This window comes from Amycolatopsis sp. cg9 (genome assembly GCF_041346945.1).
Taxonomy (GTDB): domain Bacteria; phylum Actinomycetota; class Actinomycetes; order Mycobacteriales; family Pseudonocardiaceae; genus Amycolatopsis.
Map to the genome: position 1 here is coordinate 4002066 of NZ_CP166850.1, position 23412 is coordinate 4025477.

The 23412-nt window shown below is 73.9% G+C and carries 22 protein-coding genes; 12 read left to right on the forward strand and 10 right to left on the reverse strand.

Going from position 1 to position 23412, the window contains the following annotated elements; all coding sequences use genetic code 11:
- Positions 1–16: 16 nt before the first annotated feature.
- A complete protein-coding gene (locus AB5J73_RS19320) occupies positions 17–2596 on the reverse strand; it encodes a CHAT domain-containing protein (protein ID WP_370971065.1) in 2580 nt (859 codons plus the stop codon).
- Positions 2597–2688: 92 nt separating this feature from the next.
- Here AB5J73_RS19320 and AB5J73_RS19325 point away from each other — a divergent pair, with 92 nt between their 5' ends.
- A complete protein-coding gene (locus AB5J73_RS19325; RefSeq protein ID WP_370971066.1) occupies positions 2689–3837 on the forward strand; it encodes a S8 family serine peptidase in 1149 nt (382 codons plus the stop codon).
- Here AB5J73_RS19325 and AB5J73_RS19330 read toward each other — a convergent pair.
- A complete protein-coding gene (locus AB5J73_RS19330) occupies positions 3834–4277 on the reverse strand; it encodes a hypothetical protein (RefSeq protein ID WP_370971067.1) in 444 nt (147 codons plus the stop codon). The genes AB5J73_RS19325 and AB5J73_RS19330 overlap by 4 nt on opposite strands.
- Positions 4274–4834, reverse strand: a complete 561-nt coding sequence (locus tag AB5J73_RS19335; protein WP_370971068.1) for an RNA polymerase sigma factor — start codon at positions 4832–4834, stop codon at positions 4274–4276. Before AB5J73_RS19335 ends, AB5J73_RS19330 begins: the two co-directional genes overlap by 4 nt.
- A gap of 162 nt (positions 4835–4996) precedes the next feature.
- Between AB5J73_RS19335 and AB5J73_RS19340 the strand changes: the two genes are divergently transcribed.
- Positions 4997–5212 (forward strand): hypothetical protein, encoded by a 216-nt coding sequence (locus AB5J73_RS19340; protein WP_370971069.1) that lies wholly within the window; start codon positions 4997–4999, stop codon positions 5210–5212.
- Here the strand turns inward: AB5J73_RS19340 and AB5J73_RS19345 are convergent.
- Positions 5170–6051: an EamA family transporter gene (locus AB5J73_RS19345; protein WP_370971070.1), complete on the reverse strand. Its 882-nt coding sequence runs from the start codon at positions 6049–6051 to the stop codon at positions 5170–5172. The two genes, AB5J73_RS19340 and AB5J73_RS19345, sit on opposite strands and share 43 nt — an antisense overlap.
- Positions 6052–6126: 75 nt before the next feature.
- On the opposite strand from AB5J73_RS19345, the gene AB5J73_RS19350 reads away from it, so the two are divergent.
- Positions 6127–6618 carry a MarR family winged helix-turn-helix transcriptional regulator gene (locus tag AB5J73_RS19350; protein ID WP_370971071.1) on the forward strand — a complete coding sequence of 164 codons (492 nt, stop codon included), beginning with the start codon at positions 6127–6129 and terminating at the stop codon, positions 6616–6618.
- Here the strand turns inward: AB5J73_RS19350 and AB5J73_RS19355 are convergent.
- On the reverse strand, positions 6615–7559 hold the full coding sequence (locus AB5J73_RS19355) for an MBL fold metallo-hydrolase (RefSeq protein WP_370971072.1): 945 nt from the start codon (positions 7557–7559) through the stop codon (positions 6615–6617). The genes AB5J73_RS19350 and AB5J73_RS19355 overlap by 4 nt on opposite strands.
- A 74-nt stretch (positions 7560–7633) precedes the next feature.
- The gene (locus AB5J73_RS19360; RefSeq protein ID WP_370971073.1) at positions 7634–8890 is read right to left on the reverse strand and encodes a ricin-type beta-trefoil lectin domain protein; all 1257 of its coding nucleotides are present in this window, start codon (positions 8888–8890) and stop codon (positions 7634–7636) included.
- 375 nt (positions 8891–9265) lie between these two features.
- On the opposite strand from AB5J73_RS19360, the gene AB5J73_RS19365 reads away from it, so the two are divergent.
- The 4 genes from AB5J73_RS19365 to AB5J73_RS19380 are packed head-to-tail and all read left to right on the forward strand — an operon-like array spanning position 9266 to position 13068.
- Positions 9266–9739, forward strand: coding sequence for a PTS system mannose/fructose/N-acetylgalactosamine-transporter subunit IIB (locus tag AB5J73_RS19365; protein WP_370971074.1), 474 nt, complete (start codon positions 9266–9268; stop codon positions 9737–9739).
- Between the two features lie 6 nt (positions 9740–9745).
- Positions 9746–11362, forward strand: coding sequence for a PTS system mannose/fructose/sorbose family transporter subunit IID (locus AB5J73_RS19370; RefSeq protein WP_370971075.1), 1617 nt, complete (start codon positions 9746–9748; stop codon positions 11360–11362).
- A gap of 12 nt (positions 11363–11374) precedes the next feature.
- Positions 11375–11764 carry a PTS sugar transporter subunit IIA gene (locus tag AB5J73_RS19375; RefSeq protein WP_370971076.1) on the forward strand — a complete coding sequence of 130 codons (390 nt, stop codon included), beginning with the start codon at positions 11375–11377 and terminating at the stop codon, positions 11762–11764.
- On the forward strand, positions 11761–13068 hold the full coding sequence (locus AB5J73_RS19380) for a hypothetical protein (protein ID WP_370971077.1): 1308 nt from the start codon (positions 11761–11763) through the stop codon (positions 13066–13068). The genes AB5J73_RS19375 and AB5J73_RS19380 overlap by 4 nt, the downstream gene beginning before the upstream one ends.
- Before the next feature lie 16 nt (positions 13069–13084).
- On the opposite strand, the gene AB5J73_RS19385 is transcribed toward AB5J73_RS19380, so the two are convergent.
- Both AB5J73_RS19385 and AB5J73_RS19390 read right to left on the reverse strand, forming a co-directional pair.
- Positions 13085–13852 carry a GntR family transcriptional regulator gene (locus tag AB5J73_RS19385; protein ID WP_370971078.1) on the reverse strand — a complete coding sequence of 256 codons (768 nt, stop codon included), beginning with the start codon at positions 13850–13852 and terminating at the stop codon, positions 13085–13087.
- A 91-nt stretch (positions 13853–13943) separates the two neighbouring features.
- The gene (locus tag AB5J73_RS19390; protein WP_370971079.1) at positions 13944–17033 is read right to left on the reverse strand and encodes a BTAD domain-containing putative transcriptional regulator; all 3090 of its coding nucleotides are present in this window, start codon (positions 17031–17033) and stop codon (positions 13944–13946) included.
- Positions 17034–17120: 87 nt separating this feature from the next.
- On the opposite strand from AB5J73_RS19390, the gene AB5J73_RS19395 reads away from it, so the two are divergent.
- The gene (locus AB5J73_RS19395) at positions 17121–17747 is read left to right on the forward strand and encodes a thioesterase II family protein (protein WP_370971080.1); all 627 of its coding nucleotides are present in this window, start codon (positions 17121–17123) and stop codon (positions 17745–17747) included.
- Here the strand turns inward: AB5J73_RS19395 and AB5J73_RS19400 are convergent.
- Positions 17684–18112, reverse strand: coding sequence for a hypothetical protein (locus AB5J73_RS19400; protein WP_370971081.1), 429 nt, complete (start codon positions 18110–18112; stop codon positions 17684–17686). The two genes, AB5J73_RS19395 and AB5J73_RS19400, sit on opposite strands and share 64 nt — an antisense overlap.
- Before the next feature lie 108 nt (positions 18113–18220).
- On the opposite strand from AB5J73_RS19400, the gene AB5J73_RS19405 reads away from it, so the two are divergent.
- Positions 18221–19471, forward strand: a complete 1251-nt coding sequence (locus tag AB5J73_RS19405; protein WP_370971082.1) for an MFS transporter — start codon at positions 18221–18223, stop codon at positions 19469–19471.
- On the opposite strand, the gene AB5J73_RS19410 is transcribed toward AB5J73_RS19405, so the two are convergent.
- Positions 19434–20348: a Kelch repeat-containing protein gene (locus tag AB5J73_RS19410; protein WP_370971083.1), complete on the reverse strand. Its 915-nt coding sequence runs from the start codon at positions 20346–20348 to the stop codon at positions 19434–19436. The genes AB5J73_RS19405 and AB5J73_RS19410 overlap by 38 nt on opposite strands.
- Positions 20349–20648: 300 nt before the next feature.
- On the opposite strand from AB5J73_RS19410, the gene AB5J73_RS19415 reads away from it, so the two are divergent.
- The 3 genes from AB5J73_RS19415 to AB5J73_RS19425 all read left to right on the forward strand — a co-directional run bounded on the left by AB5J73_RS19415 (position 20649) and on the right by AB5J73_RS19425 (position 23400).
- Entirely contained in the window at positions 20649–21629 is a 981-nt protein-coding gene (locus AB5J73_RS19415; protein WP_370971084.1) for an ABC transporter substrate-binding protein, read from the forward strand.
- A 264-nt stretch (positions 21630–21893) separates the two neighbouring features.
- Positions 21894–22700 (forward strand): ABC transporter ATP-binding protein, encoded by an 807-nt coding sequence (locus tag AB5J73_RS19420; protein WP_370971085.1) that lies wholly within the window; start codon positions 21894–21896, stop codon positions 22698–22700.
- Positions 22693–23400, forward strand: a complete 708-nt coding sequence (locus AB5J73_RS19425; RefSeq protein ID WP_370971086.1) for an ABC transporter ATP-binding protein — start codon at positions 22693–22695, stop codon at positions 23398–23400. The genes AB5J73_RS19420 and AB5J73_RS19425 overlap by 8 nt, the downstream gene beginning before the upstream one ends.
- The last annotated feature ends 12 nt before the right edge of the window (positions 23401–23412 follow it).

Genomic DNA, 23412 nt, shown 5'->3' on the forward strand with positions numbered 1-23412 from the left:
CTCCATGATGCCTGGCTCAGCCGGCGCCGTAGCAGACGTAACTCGTGGCGGCGGGGGAGTCCGGGAGCTCCGACTGGGCGCGGGCGAGGGCCTCGGCCGGGGTGTGGCCCGCGGCGAGGTGGCGGTGGTGGCGGACCATCAGGGCGCGGCCGGCGTCGTCGGGGATCGGGAGGACGGTCGCCACCAGGCTCGTCGTGCCCAGCGCCAGCAGCGCCGAGGCCAGGCCCAGCAGTTCGTCGCCCGCATGGATCGCCGAGCGGCCCGAGTCGCAGCCGGACAAAACCACCTGCCGCGGCGGGCGGGCCAGCCGTTCCAGGTCGTACACCGTGAGCGGCCCGTCGGCCAGGCGCAACGACGAGAACAGCGGGTTGTCGGTGCGGAACCGGCCGTGCGCCGCGATGTGGCCGAGCGCGGCGCCGTCGAGGGCGGCGAGCACCGGCTCGGCCCGCGCGGTCCGGCCGGTGAACCGGCGGGCACCCGGGTAGCGGCGGGCCAGCGCGGCCACTTCGGCGGCGGCGTGCGGCAGCCCGGGCCCGGCCACGACGACGTGGTCGCCGCCCTCGGCGCGCGGCGCGGTCGCCGCGCGGTGCCAGAGCGCCGCGGACGGGGCGAGGGACACCGGGCGGCCGCGGCAGCCCGGCAGGACCGGCCACGGCAGCTCGTGCAGCCGCCCGGTCGGCACGACGACCAGGGGGCCGTCGCCGAGCGAGAGCGGGGCGAGCAGCAGCTCGTCGAGCCGGCGGGCGGTCCGCTCGACGAGGTCCCCGATCGAGCCGAGGCCGAACACCGCCCGCCGCAGCGCGAAGCGCAGCTCGTCGAGGCGTTCCGCGGTCTCGGCCGCCGGGCCCAACGCGTACCGCCGCAGCCGGCCGCCCGTGACGGCGAGCGCGGTCAGCCGCCCGTCCAGCTCCACGTACTCCACGAGCGTCGACGGTCCGAGCGCCGCGGCGAGCTCCGCGCGGGACGGGACGCGAGTGTCCGAAGTGGACACTCCGGTCGCGTGCCGGGCGCGGTCCCGCACCGCTTTCTCCAGTTCGGCCTGACGGCGCAGCAGGGTCCGCGCGTGGCCCGTCCCGGTGGCGAGGTCGACGGCGATCTGGCGCAGCGCGGCGAGGTCCGCGGCCAGGACTTCGTCGTCCGGCGGCCGGGCGGGCCGCAGCCGCAGCGCGCCGGCGTGCCGCCACTCCGCCCAGCGCAGCACGGCCTCCGGGTGCCCGGCCTCCGCGGCGAGCCGCAGCCCGAGCCCGGTCAGCTCGCTCGCGTGCCCGGACGCGTGGGCGCGCAGCTCGCTCGCCCCGAGCCCGGCGCGGAACCGGTCGACCACCCGGACCCCGGCGCGCAACGCGGCGTCCGCGCCCCGGCGGTCGCCGTGCACCAGGCGCAGCAACGCCGTCGCGTGCCAGGCACGGGCGCGCATCTCGGCCGGGCCGCCCCGCCCGGCCCGGCCGACGAACGCCAGCTCCGCCTTCGCGATCTCCGTGCGGCCCAGCTCGAGCGCCAGCGCCGCGACGATCAGCCGCGCGTCCAGGGCCGGCACCACCCAGCCCGCCTCGGTCAGCGCCGCCGCCGTCCGCTGTCCCGACCGGAGCATCGCCGCGGTCCGCAGGCCGCTGTCGCGGCGGGCGCGCAGAGCGAGGTACCCGCCGAGCGCGGCCCAGCCGGGCCGGTCCTGCCGCGCCGCGGACCGCCGCGCCAGCGAGGCTTCGCGCAACGCCGTGCCCGGATCGCCGTCGAGCAGCGCGACCTTCGCCAGCAGCAGCCGCGCCTGCACGAGGTCGACGGCGTTGCGCCGCCGTCCGTAGTCGGCGACGGCGGTCGTAGCCGCTTCGCGCGCTTCGGCGATCAGGCGCACCGAGAGCAGCGCTTCGGCGCGCTCGATCGGCAGCAGGCCGGGATCGGTGCCCGCTTCGCGGTAGCGCGCGGCGGCTTCGTCGTAGGCGGTCAGCGCGGCCGGGACGTCGCCGCGCACGGTGGCGGCCAGCCCGCGGTTCTGCCACACCATCGCCGTCCGTCCGATGTGGCCGGTCGCGGCGAACCCGCGTTCGGCGTGGCGCAGGTCGTCTTCGGCGCCCCGCCAGTCGCCGAGGCGGGCCAGCACGATGCTGCGGTTGGTGCGGATCGTCGCCTCGATCAGGTCGTCGCCACCCGCGGCCCGGAGGGTCTCGAGGGCGTCCGCGAACCCGGCGGCGGCGTCGCCGAACCGGCTGATTTCGGTGAGCACGACGGCCCGCTGCATGCGCAGCCGCGCCGCCGCCTGCCCGGTCAGCTCGGGCATCGCGCGGTCGAGTTCGCGCAGGGCTTCGGCGGTGCGCCCGGTCAGCGTCAGGACGTAGCCGAGCACCCCGCGCGTCTGCGCGGCCCGCTCCCGCAGCCCGGCCCCGCCGGCCAGCCGGAGCGCGGCGCGCAACCGCGTTTCGGCGTCCGTCAGGTGCCCCATGGACACCCCGGCGAGCCCGAGCGCGTGTTCGGCCACGGCGGCGGCCTCGGTCCGCCCGCCCGCTTCGGCGAGCGCGGCTTCGGCGAGCGCCCGCGCCTCGGCCGGCGCGGTGAAGGCGAGATCCGCGGCGGCGACGGCCTTGGCCAGCGCGTCGCTCATCGCGGCTTGTGCCGGCCCCGGCCGGGGTGTATCAGCTGGAGGGGCTCGCGGATCGAGTAGCCGACCCGTTCACCCGTGATCGAGGGGGACACATGACGCGATACCGCCATCGAGCAGGCGAGCTGCTGGTCCATGCGGACGATTGTGCCGCGCTCCGGCCCGAACTGGCAGGGGCCGGCTACCACCCGGCCGGGGCGACCGGCACCGTCCACCGGTTCGTCGGGACGCGGCCGGTGCCGGAGGTGCTGGCCGCGCTGCGCGGCCGCGGAGCGAGCCCGAACCACTTGTTCGGCCTGGACCGGATCATCTGGGGTGAACTGCGCCCGAAGCCCACGAACAAGACGCTGGATCCGGTGCTCGCTCCGGAGGTCGCGCCGCTGGTCGGGATGATCGACACCGGCGTCGTGCTGCACGAGGGCCGCCCGCACCCCTTCCTCGGCAACCGGGTGGTGTTCGACCCGGAGGACACTGCCCGGGTGGTGCGCGGCGAAGACGGGAACCCGGCCGGTTCCGCCGCGCACGGGACGTTCGTCGCCGGGGTGCTGCTGAAGCAGGTGCCGCCCGAGGTCCGCATCCGCGTGAAGGGGGTGATCGACGAGCAGAGCGGCGAAATCGAAGACCTGGCGGTCGCCAACGCCATCGACGAGCTGCGCGAGGAGGGCATCACCTTGATCAACCTGTCCTTCTCGGGAGCGACCTGGGAGGACGAACCGCCGAAGGCGATCGAGGCGGCGTTGAGCAGGCTGCCCGCGGACTCGATCGTGATCGCCTCGGCCGGGAACCGGGCGAGCCGGCACCGGGTCTACCCGGCCGGCATCAAGTTCGAGGCCGCCGTGCCCGGCAGCGTCGACCGCAGCCACGTCCAGGTGATCGCGGTCGGCTCGGCCGACGCGTCGCAAGACGCGAACAAGCCGCTCGTCGCGGACTTCAGCAACTACGGGCCCTGGGTCTCGGCCTACGCGGACGGCGTGGACGTGCTCGGCCCGTACTTCCGGCCGGGCTACCCCACCGAGCCCGCCGGGTACAACGGGTATGCGGTCTGGAGCGGGACGTCCTTCTCCGCCGCCATCGTGACCGGGCAGATCGCGGCGGTCATGGCCAAGGGCGCCTCCGCGTTCGAGGCCGCCCACGCGGTGCTGCACCCGGAGGGCGCCGAGGAGCCGGTCACGGTTCGCGTCCAGGACTTGAACGGGGAAGCGCCCGTCCCGTACGTGGCGGGTGTGCGGGAGCCGGGCGTCTAGAGGCTCGCCCAGCCCGTGGTGACCGCCGTGCCGTCCGCGGCGGTCACCTTCACGCGCGTCGCTCCGCGTGGGAGCCCCGCCGCCGTGAACCAGCCCTCCGCGCCGATCGGGCGGACGTGCCGTTCGCCGGCCACCTCGATCACCGCTTCGCCCGTCGCGCCGGTGATCAAGCCGCGCAGGGAAACGCCGCCGTCCGCGTACTCCACCTGCAGCTCCACCGACACCCGCGCCGACGCGAACGACAGCAGCCGGACGTCCTCGGCCGCCGCGCGGACCGCGCCCGCTTCCGCGAGGTCGGAGTCGAAGGCCAGGTCCGCCAGTTCGGCGTCGGGATCGCGCAGGCTCAGCGCCGCCTTGGCCTGGCGCAGCACCAGGTCCGGTACCGGGTCCGCCTGGGCCGCGGCCGCGCGCAGGACTTCCATGAGTTCGTCGTCGGTCATGTCCGGTCCTCCGTCCCGAGCCCGGCCGCGCCGGCCCGCTCGCGCAGACGGCCGAGGCAGCGCTGCCGCGTCGGGCCGATGCTGCCGACCGGCATGTCGAGGGCGGCCGACACCTCCGCGTACGACGGCGGGGGCGTGGCCATGAGCGCGCGCAGCAGCCGGCGGCAGTGCTCCGGCAACGCGGCCAGCGCGCGCCAGAGCGTGGCGTCGCGTTCGTCCAGCAGCACCGCCGCGTCGACCGGCTCGCCCGGCGCCGGTTCGTTCTGCCAGACGTGGTCGTCGGCCGGGCGTTCCCGTTCGCCGCGGCGGAGCTGGCGGAGGCACTCGTGGCGGGTGGTGGTGCCCAGCCAGCCGGGCAGCCGTTCCGGATCCTTGATGCGGCCGAGGTTTTCGATCAGCTTCAGCCACACCGTCTGGACGACGTCGGCCGCGTCGGCCTCGGAAAGCCGGTGGGCGCGGGCGATCGACCAGAGCAGGCTCGCGTACCGCTCGACGAGCGCGTCCCAAGCCGCCTGGTCGCCGCGCGCGGCCGCTGAGAGCAGGGTCGTGGTGTCCACTTCGCCTCCCCTTGACCCGCTCAGCCTAGCCAAGAGCGGCCCTTCGGACCGGTACGCCATCGGGGGACTCCTTCGCGTCTTCCCCCCGTTCCTCCGATCCGGTGGCAGCCCGGGAAATACCTGAACCCGGCCGGGACGGGCGCCGTGTGCGCGGTGGGAGTGGTGGAGACGGATCGGGGTGAGCCGATCGTGCGGGTGATGGTGTTCGTGCTGCTCGTGTGGGGACTGGTGGCGTGCGGGCAGCCGGTGGACGGCCGGGCGGTGCCCGTCCCGGCGCGGTCCGGGGTGCCCGGGTGCGCGTTGCTCGGGGACACGCCGGTGGTGCCGGGCGGGCTTCAGACCTTCTCGGAAACCCGGTGGGTGGCCGGCGCGGGCTGAGACCGGCGCTGGGCGGCCACGACGGCGGCGAGCACGACCGCCGCGCCCAGCAGCTGCCACGGGGTCAGCCGCTGGCCGAGGACGAGCCAGCCGAGCAGCGTCGCGACGACCGGGCTCAGCAGCCCGAGGAACGTCACGTGCGTGGCCGTCAGCGCGCGGATCCCGCGGAACCACAAGGCGTACGCGAACGCGGCGCCGATCAGCGAGAGGTAGGCGTAGCCCGCGAGGTTCGCGCCGGACAGCGACGACGGTGGCGCGCCTTCGACGGCCAGCGCGACCGGCACGAGCACCAGGCCGCCCGCGACGAGCTGCCAGCCGGTCGTCGCCAGCAGGGGTGCGGGAGACGTCCAGCGCTTGCTGAGCACGACGCCGGTGGCCATCACGACCGCGCCGCCGGCCGCGGCGGCGACCCCGATCGCGTCGAGCCGGGCGTCGGACTGCAGCACCAGCAGGCTGACGCCGACGACCCCGGCGACGCCCGCGAGCACGGTCCGCGTGGTCAGGCGTTCGCCGAGCAGCCCGGTCGACAGACCGGCCACGAGCAGCGGCTGCAGCGCGCCGAGGGTGGCGGCGACCCCGCCGGGCAGCCGGTAGGCGGCGACGAACAGCAGCGCGAGGAAGGCGCCGATGTTGAGCGTGCCGAGCACCAGCGAGCGCCACCACCAGTCGCCCTTCGGCAGCCGCCGGGTGAGGGCGACGAGCAGCAGCCCGGCGGGCAGTGCCCGGACGACCGCGGCGAGCAGCGGGCGGTCGGGTGGCAGGAACTCGGTCGTGACGAGGTAGGTGGAGCCCCAGATCGCGGGGGCCAGCGCGGTGGCGAGGAGCTGTTTGTTTAGCACTAAGACAGTTTACCTCAGCGCTAAGGTAAATGACCAGAGCTCACTTAGCGCTAAGGAATCGGCTACGCTGGGCCGATGGCCGACCACGTGGACCGCGTCCTGGCGCAGTGGCACGCCGAGCGCCCCGACCTCGACGTCTCCCCGATGGCGGTGATCGGCCGGCTGTCCCGGCTGAGCGCGCTGGTCGACGCGGAGCTGCGCCGCACGTTCGCCCGCCACGGGATCGACCGCGCGACCTTCGACGTCCTCGCGACCCTGCGCCGCAGCGGCCCGCCGTACCGGCTGACCCCGACGGAGCTGATGCGCTCGGCGATGGTGACGTCCGGCGCGATCACGCAGCGCCTGGACAAGATGGAGGCGCGCGGCCTCGTCAAGCGCACGCCGAACGAGACGGACGGCCGCGGGGTCCGCGTCGAGCTGACCGACGCGGGCGGCGAGCTGATCGACCGGGCGCTGCCGGAGCACGTCGAGAACGAGCACCGGATCCTGAGCGCGCTGAACCCCGGCGAACGCGACGAACTCGCCGCGACGCTGCGGACCCTCCTGGAAAGCCTGAGCGGGTCCTAGGAGATCTGGCGGACCGGTTCGCCGTCCAGCAGGTAGTCCAGGTCGATGCGGCCGCCCGCCGCCGCGAGGATCGCGTCGATCGCCAGGTCCACGTCCAGCTTGCGGCCGTGCTGGTCGGCGTAGGCGCGCATCAGGTTGCCGATGTGCCGTTCCGGGTTGCGCCAGCCCGGCCAGCGCAGGGACGCCTGCCGCGCCAGCTTCGTGAAGTCGGTCTGGCGCTCGGTCACCTCCAGCAGCCACTCGAGGTAGACGCGCATCGCGTGGAACGCGGTGTGGCCCGGGTTGGCCACCGGGCCGTGGCCGGGGACCAGGGTGCGCGGGCGGAACGTGTCCTGGAGCCAGTCGAGCGCGTCGAGCCAGCCCGGGATCGAGCCGTGCACCGCCACCGGGGTGTCGCCGATGACCACCAGGTCGCCGGTGAACAGCGTGCCCGAGCGGGGCTCGTGCACCACCAGGTCGCCCGCCGTGTGCGCGACACCGGGGACCGCGACCACGTCCGCCGCCGCGTCGCCGAGGTCGAGCCGCCGCCAGCCGGTGACCGGCTGGACCGCGTCCGGCTCCGGCGGCTCGAGGACGCCCCAGCGCGTGTAGGTGAAGACGTTGCCGTAGGTCTGCGGGCCGGCCTTGACCAGGTCGAGGGCGCCCGGCGCGGCCAGTGCCGTGCCGCCGTCGCGCAGGGCGACGCCGAGGCCGTTGTGGTGCTCGCCGTGCGCGTGCGTGATGACGACCGTGAGCTCGCGGTCACCGGCGTACTTGCGCACGTCGCGTAGCAGTTCCAGGGTCGCCTGCTCGGTTCCGCAGGTGTCGATCAGCACGACGCCGTCGCTGCCCTGGATCCAGCCGCTGTTCGCGACGAACCACTCGGCCGGGCTCTTCACGTACGCGACCACGCCCGGCTTCGCGTGCCGGAGCGGGACGATGTTCGATGTGACGGCCGGCATGCCTTCCCCTCCCTCATGCAGACGATGCGTTAACGACGGCGGCCCGGACAGGTTGCGCGGATTTCCCGAAATGTTCAGGCCGGTCCTTGCCAGCGCTGGTTCGCGGTGGCCGCGCAGGTCCGGATCTGCAGGCGGGTGCCGTCGGCCGGGGAGCTCCCGGTCGCGTCGAGGCACTTGCCCGACTGCGGGTTCAGCAGGGTCCCGTCGGTCCGCGCCTGCCACGTCTGCGCGCCGGTGGCGTTGCAGTCCCACAGCTGCACGAGGGTGCCGTCGGCCGTCCCGCTGTTCGCGACGTCGAGGCACTTGCCGAACGCGCGGAGCGTGCCGTTCTGCTTCGTCCAGCGCTGAGCGGCGGTGGAGTTGCAGGTCCACAGCTGGACCGCGGTGCCGTTGGCGGTGTTCGACGCGCTGACGTCGACGCACTTGCCGCCGAGCCCGGTGATCGTCCCGGCGGGGTACGGGCTGCCGCTCGCGATCAGGTACGCGCTGTTCGCCACGTTCCAGTGCGTCGCCAGGTACGTGCCCGGCGCCGGGTTGGTGTTGAAGTAGTCGTCGCCGAGGCAGTCGAGCTGGTTCTCCGGCGCGCCGGGGCACACCTTCACCAGGCCGCCCGGCGGGTTCGGCAGCCCGCCGTCGTCGTAGCACATGATGTCTTCGTCGTCCCAGCAGTGACCGTAGGTGCTCGAGTGCGGGGCGCTGCCCTGGACGGCGCCGAGGGTGTGCAGGAGCTCGTGCCCGGTCGCCTGCCACGACCAGCAGCCGGTGCCGACCGTCGCGTAGTGCGGGCCCGCGTTGTACGGGTTGCTCGCGCCCGGGCTGTCGTTGCCGCCGTTGCCGAAGGCGAGTCCGCAGCCGTCCTTGTCGTACCAGACGACGTACTTGCGGTCGGCGCGGTTGTACCCCTGTGCCTTGATGGCGTTCGTGATCGTGTCGACGGTGGCCATGTCGCCCTGGGTGACCACGACGTTCCCGATGGTCGCGCGGCAGCTCGAGTCGGTCACGTACCGGACGTGCCGGACGCCGCCGCCCAGCCGGTACGCGGCTTCGACGAAGGCGTCGTCGATCTGGCTCGCGAAGGTCTGGAACTGGCCGGCGAACTGGCCGTACCGGTCGGCTTGGCCGTTCCCGCGGACGTAGAGCGCCTGGACGCGCTTGCCGCTGACGCCGTCGCCGTCGCAGGCGGCCGAACGCGGAGCCGGGGCCGCGGCGGACGGCGTGCGGAGGTGGCCGGGCAGTTGCTCGGTGCCGTCGGTCGCGGCGGCCGAGGGCAGCGCGGTGGCGAAGAGGAGCGCGGTGCTGAGCGCGGTGAGGCGCAGGGATCTCGCGGTCACGGGGGTTCCGCCTTTCCCGGTGCGGCAGGGGGCGAGGAAGTGCGGTCTAGACCAATGGGAATGATAGGAGGGGCCCGCCGGGGTGTCACTGACAAGACCGGACAGCTCCGGGTGAACCTCTCACCAGGGAGTTTTCGATCGGCCGCCCGGTCGAATAATTTTCGGGTTTTCGCTCTTGACAGTCGATCACGACCGTCCATACTGGTATATACCTTTATGGGAGGGTCCGGGGTAACACGAGGGGGGCTTCGCGCTCGTGGGCCGACGGAAGGTCTGAGGGGTCCTTCCGTCGGCCGCGCGAAGGCCGGTCACCGGCAGTGTTGACACAGATACTGGTACGAACCAGTATGTCTCCTGCCGTCCGGGAGGAGAAACATGGCGGGGGCACACGTCCGGATCGACAACCGGCTGATCCACGGGCAGGTCACGGTCGCGTGGACCCGCCGGCTCGGCGTGCGCCGCCTGCTCGTCTGCAACGACGACGTCGCCGCCGACGACCTGCAGCAGGTGCTGCTCCCGCAGGCCGCCCGCGGGCTGCCCACCGCCGTGCTGTCGGTGGCCGCGGCGCTCACGGTGCCGCTCGACGGGGATGTCATGATCATCGCGAAGGATCCCGGGGACGCCTTCCGCCTCGTCGAAGGCGGGCTGCGGCCCGGGGTCGTCAACGTCGGCAACGTCGCGCCCCGCCCGGGCACCGCGTACACCATGGTCACCCGCTCGATCGCGGTCACCGCGGACGAAGCCGGCGGCTACCGCAAGCTCGCCGCCGGGGTCCCGCTGGTCACGCAGCTGATGCCGCAGGACAAGCCTGCCGAATTCGTCCCACTGCTCGACCGGAAAGGGCTCTAGCCCCGCATGCTCGTCGCGCTGGCCCTGACCATCTGGGCGATCTACTGCACCTACGACGGGCTCGGCCCGTTCCTCATCTACGCCCAGCGCCCGCTGATCGCCGGCTCGGTGGCCGGGCTGATCACCGGGAACCCGCTGCTCGGCCTGCTGATCGGCGCGACGCTGGAGCTCGCCGCCCTCGGCGTCTACACCTACGGCGGCGCGACCATCCCGGACTACCAGACCGGCGCGATCGTCGGCACGGCGCTGGCCGCGGGTGCCGCCGGCGGGACGTCCGCCCAGGTCGCCGTCGGGATCGGCGTCGGGTTGCCGGCCGCGATCCTGCTGTCGGCCCTGGACCCGGTCGGCAAGATGGTCACCACCGCGCTGGTGCACCGGGCCGACGCCTACGCCGCCGACGGCAACGCCCGCGGCCTGGCGACGATCCACTGGGTCAGCCTGGTCCCGTGGGTCGCGGTGCGCGCGATCCCGACGTTCCTCGCCGCGCTCGCCGCGTCGGGTGGCCTGGTCAAGGACATCACCGCGAGCATCCCGGCCGGGTTCGTGCAGGGCATGACGCTCGCCGGGTCGCTGCTGCCCGCGGTCGGCTTCGCGCTGCTGCTCGGCATGATGGAGCTGTCGCGGTACTGGTACCTGCTGCTGATCGGCTTCGTCGGGTTCGCCTACCTGAAGCTGCCGGTGCTGGGGATCGCGCTGGTCGGCGTCGCGGTGGCGATGCTGTTCGTGACGCTGAAGCGCGACGAACCGGCCATCGCCGTGCCCGAGCCGGCCGAAGAAGCCGCGGTGGACCCCCGGCTGACCAAGCAGGACCTGCGGCGGGTGTTCCGCCGCTACTTCTGGTCGAGCCAGATCTCGTGGAACTACGAGCGGATGCAGGCGCTCGGGTTCGCGTACTCGATGGAACCGGTGCTGCGCCGGCTGTACCCGGAAAAGGCCGACTACGTCGCCGGCCTGCAGCGGCACCTGCAGTTCTTCAACACCTCCGTGCTCATCGGCGGCCCGCTGATCCTCGGCTCCAGCGTCGCGCTGGAGGAGGCGGGGACGCCGAAGTCGGCGGCGAGCACCAAGGTCGCGCTGATGGGGCCGCTGGCCGGCATCGGCGACACCGTCGTTTTCGCGCTGTACAACAGCATCGTCTTCACCATGGGCGCGTCGTGGGCGCTGCAGGGCAACTGGCTCGGCCCCGCGTTCGCCGCCGTGATGGTGCTCGTGCCGTACGCGCTGGTGCGGCGCTGGCAGTTCGGGTTCGCCTACCGTGAAGGGAAGCGGCTGGCCGGGCACCTCGCCGCCGGCGCGCTGGCGCGCGTGGCGCAGGGGGCGACCGTGCTCGGGTTCGTCGTGCTCGGCGGGTTCATCCCGTCGATCGTCAAGGTCGTCACCACGCTGACCTACCGGCAGACCACCACGGTCCAGGGACAGCCGGTGACCCAGTCGGTGGCGATCCAGGACCGGCTCGACGAACTGCTGCCGTTCCTGCTGCCGGTGCTGGTCACCGCCGGGGTTTACCTGCTGACGGCCAAGGCCCGGCTGCGGCCGGTCTGGGTCATCGGCATCGTCGTCGTCGCCGGGGTCGTCCTGGGGTGGCTCGGCTGGTTCGCGCCATCGGCCCCGGTGAAGAGCTAAGGGGAGTCCGCCATGTCCGTCCCGATCATCCTGGCCGGCCACGGCCGGCTGCCCTCCGGCGTCGGCGAGGCCGCCGAAATGATCCTCGGCCCGCAGTCGCGGCTGAAGGTCTGCGAGCTGAGCCCGCACGACAGCCCGGAGGAGTTCGGCGCCCGCGTGCTCGCGCTGGCCGGCACCGCCGAGGGGGTGCTCGTGCTCGCCGATCTGCACGGCGGCTCGCCGTTCAACGCCGTCCGCACGCTCGCGGCCGGGCACCCGCGCATCCAGCTCGTGTCGGGGCTGAACCTGCCGATGCTGCTGGAGGTCCTGCTGCACACCACCGGCGACGTGACCGAGCTCGCCGGCGTGGCTCGCGCCGCCGGCCGCGACGGCGTGGTCGACGTCCTGGAATCGACCTGGTGACCGCCGCCCTCCTGCTCGCCGCGCAAGACGTCCGGATCACCCCGGAGCCCGGGCACCCGCTCGGCGGCTACCTGGCCCGGCACGGCGTCGCGACCGGCACGCACGACGAGCTCGAAGCGTCGCTGATCTGGCTGTCCACCGAGGACGACCCGGGTGTGGTCTGGGTGGCGCTGGACGCGCTCGCGGTCGACGCCGGCCTCACCCGCACCCTGGCCGACGCGGTCGGCGCGGCGGTGGGCGTCGATCCGGAGCGGGTCCTCGTCTGCGCGTCGCACACGCATTCCGGGCCCGAGGGCTGGACCGGCCCGCTGCACCCCGGGCTGCCGGGGGAGCGCGACCCGGGGCTGGTCGGCCGGATGGCGGAGAAGGTCACCGGGGCCGCGCTGCGGCTGCGCGCCTGCCGCTCCCAGGTCCGGGCCCGCTGGCACGCGGGGTCGACGGAAGCCGTCGGCGGCAACCGGTACCGGCCGGACGGGCCGCACGACACGTCGTTCGGCGTGCTGGAACTGAGCCGCGACGACGGCACCCCGGCGGCGCTGCTGTTCGACTACGCGAGCCACCCGACCGTGCTCGGCCCGGACAACCTGGCCTGGTCGGCGGACTGGCCGGGCGCGACCCGGAGAGAGCTGGCCGCGCTGATCGGCCGCCCGGTGGCGGCGTTCCTGCAGGGCGCGGCGGGCGACGCCAGCTCCCGCTTCGTCCGCCGCGGCCGCGACCACGCCGAAGTCCGCACCCTGGGCGGCCACCTGGCGACGTCGATCGCCCGCACGCTGGCGGCGGCGTCGGCGATCGGCGCGAGCGGCCCGGTCCGGCTGACGCGGTCTTCGCTGCACCTGCCCTACCGCGACGTGCCGTCGATCGAGGACAGCTTGGCGCTGCGCGAGTCGGCGGAGGTGGAGTGGCAGCGGGAGCTGGCCCACCACGGCGAGGACCACCCGGCGGTCCGGATCGCGCAAACCCGCTACGAGGGCTGCGCGATGCTCGCGGCGATGGCGGCCAGCGACCGGCCGACGGGGTGCGCCGAGGTGCCGGTCAGCGTCGTCTCGCTGGGGGACATCGCGTGGCTGCACACGCCGTTCGAACTGTTCGCGTCGCTGGGGCTGCGGATCCGGCGGGGGAGCCCGTTCCGGCACACGCGGGTGATCGGCTACACCGACGGCTACCTGGGGTACCTGCCGGACGCCGAGGGGCACCGGACCGGGATCTACGAGTCGTACGTGACGCTGTTCGGCGCGGACGCCGCGGACCTGCTGGTGGAGCACTGCCTGAAGGTCCTGCGGGCGCACCGGCTCAGCCCGCAATAGGTCGCGGGCGGGCTGCTCAGGCCGGGCTGCGCCGCGCCTGCGTGAAGACCGTGTAGCGGTCGGCCCGGTACAGCGACCGGCCCGCTTCGATGACGCCGCCGCTCTGGTCGTGCAGCGTGCCCTCGATGATCAGGCACGGCTGGGTGGCTTCGATGCCGAGCAGGACCGCGTCGCCGGTGTTGGGGAGGACCGCCGAGATCGCCGTGTCGTTCCACTCCGCGCGGACGTCCCAGCGCTCCTCGATCGTGCGGTGCAGGGATTCGGTTTCCCAGTCGAACTGCTCGATGCCCGGGAACCGGTCGACCGAGAGGTTGGTGCGCTCGACGGCGAACGGCTCGTCTTCGACGTAGCGGAGCCGTTCGAGCCGGAACACCCGCGCGCCCGGGGGCACGTTCAGGCGGCCGGCGATGCGCTGGTTCGCGCTCTCCACCTCGGCGTGCAGCACCTTCGTCTTGGGGACGACGCCGCGGGCCTTCATGTCCTCGGTGAACGAGGTCAGCATGTCGATGTGCGCCGCCTGGCGTTCCGCGGTGAAGGTCGCGGTGCCGTGCTGGCGGTACAGGACGCCGTCCGCGACCAGGCGGTTGATCTCCTGGCGCACGGTGCCGCGGGCGACCTGGAAGTGCTCGGCGAGGAACCGTTCCGACGGCATCAGCCGGCCGGGGCCCGCCTCCGTCGCGACGGATTCGAGGATTTCGCGGAGCTGGTCGCCCTTCGGCCGCCCCGGCTGCAGCGCGCCCGGGAGGCGCAGATCGCTCGCGGGGACGTGTTTTGGACGGGGCATGGGTTCAGTATGTCGCGCCGGGGGCGGCAACGTGCCGTGAAGGCCACCTTGAGGCAGCACAAGTTCCGCGCGGTGGCCTTCACGAAGCTGGTCAGCCGGTGGCGCGCCCGGCCAGCTCCGCGAGGAACCGGGCGGCCACGGCTTCGCCCGTCACGTGCCCGACCGCGCGGTACAGCGACCGCGACTCCCGCGCCGTCCCGTCGGCGAGCGTCGAGCGGCCCGCGGCGGCCTCGACCGCCGCCAGCCCCAGCAGTGCTTCCGCCTCGACGACGCGGAACCCGCCCGCCCGCGCCGCGTCGAGGGCCGCCCGCGCGTGTTCGCCCGCCTCGCCCGCGCGGCCGCCCGCGGCCAGCACCCGGGCCAGCGTCGCCGCCGCCTCCGCCAGCTGGCCGCGCAGGCCGGACTCCGCCGTCAGTTCCCGGGCTTCCCGCAGGACGCGCTCCGCCGCACCCAGGTCACCCCGGCCTTCCTCGGCGCGGCCCAGCGCGATCAACGCGGCCGCCTCGACCTGCCGGTCGCCGTCGCGGCGGACGGATTCGAGGGCCGCTTCCGCCGTTCGCGCCGCCGCGGCGTGTTCGCCGCGGGCGATCTGCAACGCGCTCACCGCGTTCAGCACCGTCGCTTCGCCGAAGCTCGTACCGAGGTCGCGGAACGCCGTCAGGGCCTGGTCGAGGACCTCGCCCGCCTCCGCCAGCCGTCCGGTGGCCAGCAGCACCCAGCCCAGGTCGGCGAGGTTCGCCGCCTCCCAGAACGCCAGGTCTTCCTTGCGGGCCAGCGCGATCGCCTCGACCAGGCAGTCCTCCGCCTGCTCCAGCCGGCCCAGCTGGCGGTAGTGGCAGCTCAGCGAGTTCAGCGCGAGCGCCTCACCCGACCGGTTGGCCAGCTCGCGGAACAGCTGGATCGCGCGACGGCTGTGTTCGACGGCCTCCGACAGCCGGCCGGTCCACTCCAGCATCGAGCCCAGGTTCGCGACGGCGGTCGCCTCGCACTCGCGCCAACCGCACGCCCGGCTGGCCAGCACCGCCTTCTCCGAATGCCGGATGCCCGCTTCGTGCTGGCCCTCGCGGAAGTACGCGCCGCCGATGGACAGGTGGACCAGCGCCTCGGCCGGCTGGGCGCCGTGGTCGCGGGCCGCGCGCAGGACGATCGGGGCCAGTTCGAGCCACTCCGCGCGGCGGCCGTGGTCGTGGAAGAACCGCCGCAACGCGTCGGCCAGGTACCAGGCGCCGGGGTACGGCCCGCGCGTCGCGGCCTGCCGCAGCGCCGCCGAAAGGTTCGGGACCTCGACGTCGAGCCAGGCCACGGCGGCCGCGGCGTCGGCGAACGCGACCGGGCTCGGCGCCGCCGGGGCGTCTTCGCGGGGCAGCGTCACGATCCGCGCGCCGAGCAGCGCGACCGCGGCGTCGGCGGCCGCGCAGTAGCCGGTGAACAGCCGCTCCCACGCGCCCTCGCGCGTGGCTTCGTCCTCCTCGGCCCGGACGCACTGCTCGGCGTAGCGGCGGGCGAGGTCGTGGAACCGGTAGCGGCGGGGCGCGTGCGCCTCCAGGAGGTTCGCCGCCGCCAGCCCGCGCACCCGCCGCGCCGCCTCCTCGGGCGGCACGTCCAGCAGCGCCGCCACGGCGATCGGCGTGAAGTCGGCGCCCGGCACCAGCGCGAGCAACCGGAACGCCTGCCGCAGCCCGGGCGCCAGTGCCTGGTAGGACACCGAAAACGCCTTGGCGACGGCGCTTTCCTCGGCGCCGTCGAAGCCGAGCTGGGCCAGCGGGTCGCCGCGCAGCTCGTCGACCAGCTCGCCGATGCTGGCGACGCCGGTGTTCGCCGCGGCGATCCGCAGGGCGAGCGGGTGGTGGCCGCAGAGCCGGGCCAGCTCGGCCGCGGCTTCCGGTTCGGCGCTGGTCCGGTCGCCGAGCAACGCGGTCAGCAGCGCCTGCGAGTCGTCTTCGCGCAGCTGCGCCAGGCCCAGCGACCGCGCGCCGGTGCGGGCGACCAGCTCGTCGAGCCGGTGGCGGCTGGTCACCAGCACCCGGCCCGACGACGGCAGCAGCGGGAGCACCTGGGCGGCGTCGCGGGCGTTGTCCAGCACGACGAGCGCCTGCCGGTCGGCCAGCAGCGAGCGGTAGAGCTTGCTCTGGTCGTCGAGGCCCGGCGGCACGTCCCGCAGGTCGACGCCGAGGGTGCGCAGCAGCTGCGCGAGCGCGGCGGCGGGGGTGAGCGGCTCGTCGTCGGCGTCGAAGCCGCGCAGGTTCACGTACAGCTGGCCGTCGGGGTAGCGCGCCCGCGCGGTGTGGGCCCAGTGCACGGCCAGCGCGGTCTTGCCGACGCCCGCCGTGCCGGTGATCACCCAGACGTCGCCGGGTTCGTCGAGCGTGGCCAGTTCCGGGGCGCGGCCGGCGAACCCGCGGACGTCCAGCGGCAGCTCGGCCGGCCGCAGCGCGACCGGGGCCGCGGCGGGCGCGGGCGCCGGTTCGCCTTCGCCCCGCAGGATCCGCATCCGCAGGTCCTGCAGGGCCTGGCCGGGCTCGATGCCCAGTTCGTCGACGAGCAGGTCGTGCGCCCGCGTGTACGTCTCGAGCGCTTCCGGCGTGCGGCCGCAGCGGTGCAGCGCGAGCATCAGCGCGGCGCGCAGCCGTTCGCGGAACGGGTGTTCTTCGACGAGCTGCCGCAGCTCGCCGACCACCTCGGCGTGCCGTCCCGAAGCCAGTTCCTGCTCGTACAGCTCCTCCAGCACGACGAGCCGGCGCTCGGCCAGCGCCGGGCCCTCGTGCTCGGCCAGGGCTTCGCTGACACCGCCGAGCGGGGTGCCCTCCCACAGCGCGAGCGCGGCACGCAGGTGCGCGACGGCGTCGGGCCCGGAGGTGGCCCTGGCCTTGGCGACCTCGTCGTCGAACACGTCGAGGTCCCGGTCGCCGGGACCGACCTCGATGACGTAGCCGGGCGCGCGCCGCACGATGACGTCGCGGCCGAGCAGCTTCCGCAGTTCCGAGATGTGCACCTGGAGCCGCCCGCGGACGCTCGGCGGCGCGTTTTCCCCCCAGGTCAGGTCGATGAGGCGGTCTTCGGTGACCACGCGGTTCGGGTTGAGCAGGAGCGCGGCCAGCACGGACGTCTGTTTCTGGCCACCGGGCCGGAACGCCCCCGTGTCGCCGAGGACCGTGACCGGCCCGAGCAGGCGGTAGCGCACGTGTTGCCCCCCAGAAGGCGGACCGAAGCGGAACGGAAGTGCCGTGCTCGACCCTAACCCTGGACGGAAAGGGAAGGGAGGCCACGGGTGGACACCGATGATCCGGAGCGCTTGCTGTTCGTCTGTTTCCCGGACGCCGGTGAAGCCGCCGGCCGCTACCGGGCCTGGCGCGATCCGCGGATCGCGGTGCACGTCGTCGAGCTGCCCGGGCGGGGCGAGCGCCGTGACGAGCACCCGTACCGGGACATGTGGCTGCTCGTCGAGTCGCTGTCCGCGGAACTGGCCGGGGTGCTCGCCGGGCCGCACGTGCTGTTCGGCGCGGGGCTCGGCGCGCTGGTCGCCTACCGGCTGGCGCAGCGGCGGGTGGCCGCGGGACTGGGGGTCCCGCGGGCGCTCGTCGTCGCGCACCAGGCCCCGCCGGACCGGGCCGCGCGGGCGGTGCCCGACCAGGCGGACCGCGCCGACGTGAGCCTGCTGGTCAGCGACGCGCACGTGCCGGCGGCGCCCCCGCTGCCGTGCCCGATCCGCGGGTTCGGCGAGCCGCACGTGATGACCGGCTGGGGCGAGCACACGAGCGCCGGGTTCGTGCTGATCCCGGCGCGGGCCCGGGACAGCGCCGCGTTGCTCCGCGACGCCGTCCTGCGCTCGGCCTACCTGATCTCCGCCCTGGCCGTGCAGGGGCTCGCACCGCCGTCGAAGTCGACGGAGGCGTAGCTCGGGACGTCCTGCGGGACCTTGACGTCTTCGGGGAGGTGGACGCTGAGCTTCGTGCCCGCGGTCCCGGTGAAGGTGCCGCGGTAGACGGACGTGGTGGCGCCCGCGTCGACGTAGGAGACGTCGAGGACGAACGTCGCCGAGTCGCCGATGTACGGGCCGCCGCCGATGGTGGCGACGCCCGGGTGGTACTCGGTCGTGCCGACGGGCTGGTAGGTGACCGACACGGTGCCGCGGAACGGGCCGGCGGTGCAGCTCGCCGCCACCGTCTGGGCTCCGGTCCCGGCCGCTTCGGCGGGGGGTGCGAGGACGACCGCCCCCAGGACGGCCGTGCCGATGACGGCGTGGATTGCACCGGCTCTCATGGTGACTCCTCTTGCGTTCGGGGTGCGGCAGATGCTGCCGGAGGCGACTTCCAAACCACTTCCTTCGCCGCCCGCGGCAAACATATAAGCGCTGTTACACTTTGCGCCGTGCTCCGAGCCCTCGTCGACACGACCCCGCTGCGCTCGTCACCCGCCTTCCGCCGGCTCTGGCTGGGCCGGGTGTTTTCCGGCTTCGGAGCCCAGATGACCCTGGTCGCCGTGATGTTCCAGGTCTGGGAGCAGACCGGCAGCACCGGGTGGACCGGGGCCGTCGGGCTCGCGCAGGCCCTGCCGGTCATCGCGTTCGGCCTGTTCGCCGGCACGCTGGTGGACCGCGTCGACCGGCGGAAGTTCGCCCTCGTGATGACGGCCGGGCAGGCCGGCTGCTCGGTCCTGCTGGCCGTGCAGGGGTTCGTGGGCGGCGTGCCGGTGCTCGTGGTGCTGGGACTGGTGGCCGTCCAGTCGTGCTTCGTCGCCGGCGGCGGGCCGGCCGGGCGCACCTTCATCCCCCGGCTGCTGCCGCCCGAGCAGCTGCCCGCGGGGCTCGCGCTGAACCGGATCGCCTTCCAGGGCGCCATGTTGCTCGGCCCGGCGCTCGGCGGGCTGCTCCTCGGCTGGCTCGGCGTAGGCGGCTGCTACGTCGTCGACGCGCTCACCTTCGGGCTGGCGTTCTACGGCGTCTTCGGCCTGCCGCCGATGCGGCCCGGCGGCGAGCTGTCGCGGCCGGGCCTGCGCGGCGTGCTCGACGGACTGGCGTTCCTCGTCCGGACCCCGGTCGTGCGCGGGGCGCTGCTCACCGACCTCGCCGCGACCGTCCTGTCCATGCCCATCAGCCTGTTCCCGCTGGTCAACGAGGAGCACTTCGGCGGGAACCCGCGCACGCTGGGCTTGTTCCTCTCCGCCATCGCGGTCGGCGGCGTGGCGGCGTCGGTGTTCTCGGGGGCGTTCACCCGGCTCCCGCGGCCGGGCCTGGTGATGCTCGCGGGCTCCGCCGCCTGGGGTGTCGCGCTGACGGTGTTCGGGCTGGCGCCGAGTCCGTGGCTCGGGCTCGCGTGCTTGGTGCTGGCGGGCGCGGCGGACACGGTTTCGGTCGTTTCGCGCGGGGCGCTGGTCCAGCTCAACACCCCGGACGCGCTGCTCGGCCGGGTGGCGGCGGCCGAGCAGATCGTCGGGCAGGCCGGCCCGGACGTCGGCAACCTGCGCGGCGGCCTCGTGGCCGGCGCGACGTCGGGGACGTTCGCGCTCGTCAGCGGCGGCTTGCTCTGCGTGGCCGCGGTGGTGGCCGTCGGTGCCGCGACCCCGGGGCTGCGCCGGTTCGCGGTCACGGCAGCTTCAGCGACAGCACGTCCGGGATCGTGACGACGCTGCCGTAGGTGTTCGCGCTCCCGCCGATCGCGAGGATCCGGTGCGCCGACACGGTCGCGCACACCAGCGACGCCCGGCCGTGGGGGAGCAGCGTGCCGGGCAGCACCCAGTACCCCGTGCCGGGGTCGAAGACCTCGGCCGTGCGGTCGCGGGCGGTCGGGTCGTCGACCGGGGCCGGGCCGCCGCCGACGACCACGATCTTGGTGCCCACCACCGCCGCCCCGGGCGAGCCGCGGCGCTTGTGCATCGGCGCCACGGCTTCCCAGCGGTCGGACTCCGGGCAGTACCGCTCCACCGACGCGAGCGCGTCCTGCGCCCGGCTCGGCAGGCCGCCGAGCGCGTACAGGTGCGCTTCGGTGGCCACGAGCCGGAACTGCGCCCGCGGGGTCGGCATCGGTGCCACCGGTACCCAGTGCGGGCGGGGGTCCGCCGGGTCCAGCACGCGGACGGCGTCGGTGGCGTGCTGCGCGGGGTCGGCGTCCCCGACCACGCCGCCCGCGACGTACACCCGGCCGTCCAGCCCGGCGGCCGAGGCCGCGGCCAGGGGAACCGGCAACGCGGGCGCCGGGTGCCATTCGTCGCGTTCGGGGTCGTACCGGTCGACCGCGTCCAGCGCGGCCCCGCCGCGGCCGGTTCCGCCCGCGGCGTAGACGATCCCGCCCACCACGGCGGCCGCGAAACCGCTGCGGGGCACCGGCATCGGGCAGACGTGGTGCCACTCCCCGTCGCCGCGCGCGTGGCGGGTCTCGACGGAGCTGTGGACGAGGTCGCCGTCGGTGCCGCCGAGGACGAAGAGGTGGTCCCCGGCGGCGGCCACCTCGTGGCCGGACCGGGGTGACAGCAGCGGTGGCCGGTACTTCCATTCGTTCATCGTTTTCCACCCTCTTTGCCGCTCAGAGTCTCCGCGGTGATCCGGTTCGTTACGGCGGCCGCGATTTCCGCCGTCGGAGCAGTGCCGGTGACGATCAGACGTCCCAGTGCGCTCGCCCGGATGGCGGACAACGATCACGCTGTGTGCGACCTCCTCGTTGGTTTGTTTCCCCACGTGATCATTGCGGTCGCAATTCTCGGCAACGTGTTTGCGGGCGCGGAAATCGTCATCTACAGTCCGGCGGATCACGGCTCCACCGCCGGATTCCACGTGCAGAAGTATTCATTTCCGAGGAGTGCCATGCCCAGACGCGCCTCGACCCGCCGGTTCGCCGTGCTCGCCGTCGCCGCCGCCCTGCTGCTGAGCGGGTGCAGCCAGCTCGGCGGGACCAAGACCGGTGGCGCCGTCGAAAAACCGGCCATCCGGGTCGCGATCCTCACCACCGTCGACCTCGCCACCCTGTGGCTGGCGCAGGAAGGCGGCTACTTCAAGGCCGAAGGCCTCGAGGTGCAGACCGACATCGGCGCCAGCGGCCAGGACACGCTGAACCGCATGGTGGCGGGCAAGGACGACCTCGCGCTGTCCACCTACACGCTGTTCTTCCTGGCGAAGAACAGCGGCACCGCGGACGTGAAGCTCATCGCCGACGCCACTTCGGCGAGCCCGCGCAGCAACGAAGTCGTCACGGTGCCGAACTCGCCGGTGAAGACCATCGACGACCTCGGCGGCAAGCGGATCGCGATCAGCTCGAAGAACGCGGCCTCCGACGTGCTGACCCGGTCGGTGATGCGCGACCACGGCATCGACGCCACCAAGGTGACGTGGGTCCCGATGCCGCTGCCGGAGATGGGCGCGGCACTCGCGCAGGGCCGGGTCGACGCCGCCTACCAGCCGGAACCGTTCCTCACCCAGGCCGCCAAGACCGCCGGCGCGTACCCGGTGATCGACGCCGCCAGCGGCAGCACCCAGGCCTTCCCGCTGACCGGCTACGGCGCCACGGCCCAGTGGGCCCGCGACCACCCGAAGACGCTGGCCGCGTTCCAGCGCGCGATGCTCAACGCCACCCGCGCCGCGGTGGACCGCGCCCGCGTGGAACCGCTGGTGGTCCGCAACGCCCGCGTGGACCAGGACATCGCGAGCCTGATGGTGATGCCCGCGTTCGGGTCCACGTTGGACGCCCGCCGGATCCAGCGGGTGCCGGACCTGTTGCAGCAGCTGGGTGTGGTGCAGACGAAGATCGACGCCTCGTCGATGATCGCCCCGCAGGCCAGCACCGGCTGACGCGGGCGATGGCGGAAGGGCGGGTGTGCTTCGGCGTGCCCGCCCTTCGTCGTGCCCCGGCGGCAATGCCATGAACGACTCGTTCATGACGTCTCGGCGTGCACGTTCTGGTGCCGAATACCACTAAGCGCGCGCTTTGTGAAAATTCCCGGAGCGTCCGGTTTCGACACTTCGTGCCTTGACTTCACCGCCGCTGCCCTCCACCCTCTTCATACCGACCGCGCGGTACGGCCTGGTCCACATGGTGAGACAGGAGAGTCATCGATGACACTTCTCGGGGAGGCTCAGCCCGGCGAGGACCTGCTCGTGGTCGACGGCCTCACCGTGCGCTTCGGCGGCCTCACTGCGCTGCACGACGTCCGGCTGAGCGTCGACGCCGGCACCGTCGTCGGGGTGATCGGGCCCAACGGCGCGGGCAAGACGACGCTGTTCAACGTCGTCTGCGGGTTCGTCCGGCCCCAGGCGGGCCGCGTGCTGTGGCGCGGGGAGCCGCTGGTCCGGCACCGCCCGGAACACCTGGCCGGCCTCGGGATCGTGCGGACCCTGCAGGGCCTCGGCCTGTTCCCGGGCTTGACCGTGCTGGAGAACGTGATGGCCGGCGCGGGCCGGCACGCTCGCACCGGCGTGCTCCCCGCGCTCGTCGGGGCCGGGCGGTCCGCGCGTGATGAAGCCGACCTGGCCGGGCGGGCCCGCGCGACCCTCGGCGAGCTGGGGATCGCCGACCTCGCCGACCGGCTGCCCGGTGTTCTGCCTTACGGGGTCAGGAAACGCGTCGCGCTGGCGAGAGCGCTCGTGGCGGAACCCGACCTGCTCCTGCTCGACGAACCCGCGAGCGGGCTCTCGGCCGCCGAGCTCGTCGAGCTGTCGACGTTGATCCTGTCGCTGCGGCGGCACATGGCGGTCGTGCTCGTCGAACACCACATGGACCTGGTCATGCAGGTCTGCGACCGCGTCGTGGTGCTGAACTTCGGCGAGGTGATCGCGGCGGGCACGCCGGCCGAGATCCAGGCCGACCCCCGCGTGGCCGAGGCCTACCTCGGCGACCCCGCCGAGGAGGCGCCCCGTGCTTGAGATCGAGGAGCTCTCCGTTTCCTACGGCGCCGTCCGCGCGCTCGACGGCGTCGGCATCACCGTCGAGCGGGGCGGGATCACCGCCGTGCTCGGGGCGAACGGGGCCGGCAAGAGCACGTTGCTGCGCACGATCAGCGGCCTGCAGCCCGCCCGGGCCGGCCGGATCTCCTGGGACGGCGCGGAACTCACCGGCCGGGCGCCGGACCGGATCGCCCGCGGCGGGGTCGCGCACGTGCCCGAAGGCGGCGGGGTGATCACCGAGCTGACCGTCGACGAGAACCTCCGGCTGGGCGCGCTGTGGCGGCGGGACCGCGCCGATCGCGCCGCCGCGCGCCGGGAGGTCTACGAGCTTTTCCCACCCCTGGAGGAACGTTCGGCGAAACCCGCGTCGACGCTCTCCGGCGGGGAACGGCAGATGCTGGCCATCGGCCGCGCCCTGATGAGCCGGCCCGGGCTGCTGCTGCTGGACGAGCCGTCGCTGGGGCTCGCCCCGCTGATCACCGCGCGGATCATGGGGATCCTGCGGGACCTGCGGGCCTCGACCGGGCTGACCGTCGTGCTCGTCGAGCAGAACGCGCACAGCGCGCTGTCCATCGCCGACCGCGGGTACGTCCTCGCGCTCGGCAAGGTGGTGGCCGTCGACACCGCGGCGGAACTGCTGGCCGACGACGGCCTCCGCCACGCCTACCTCGGCTTCTGACCGTCCACAATG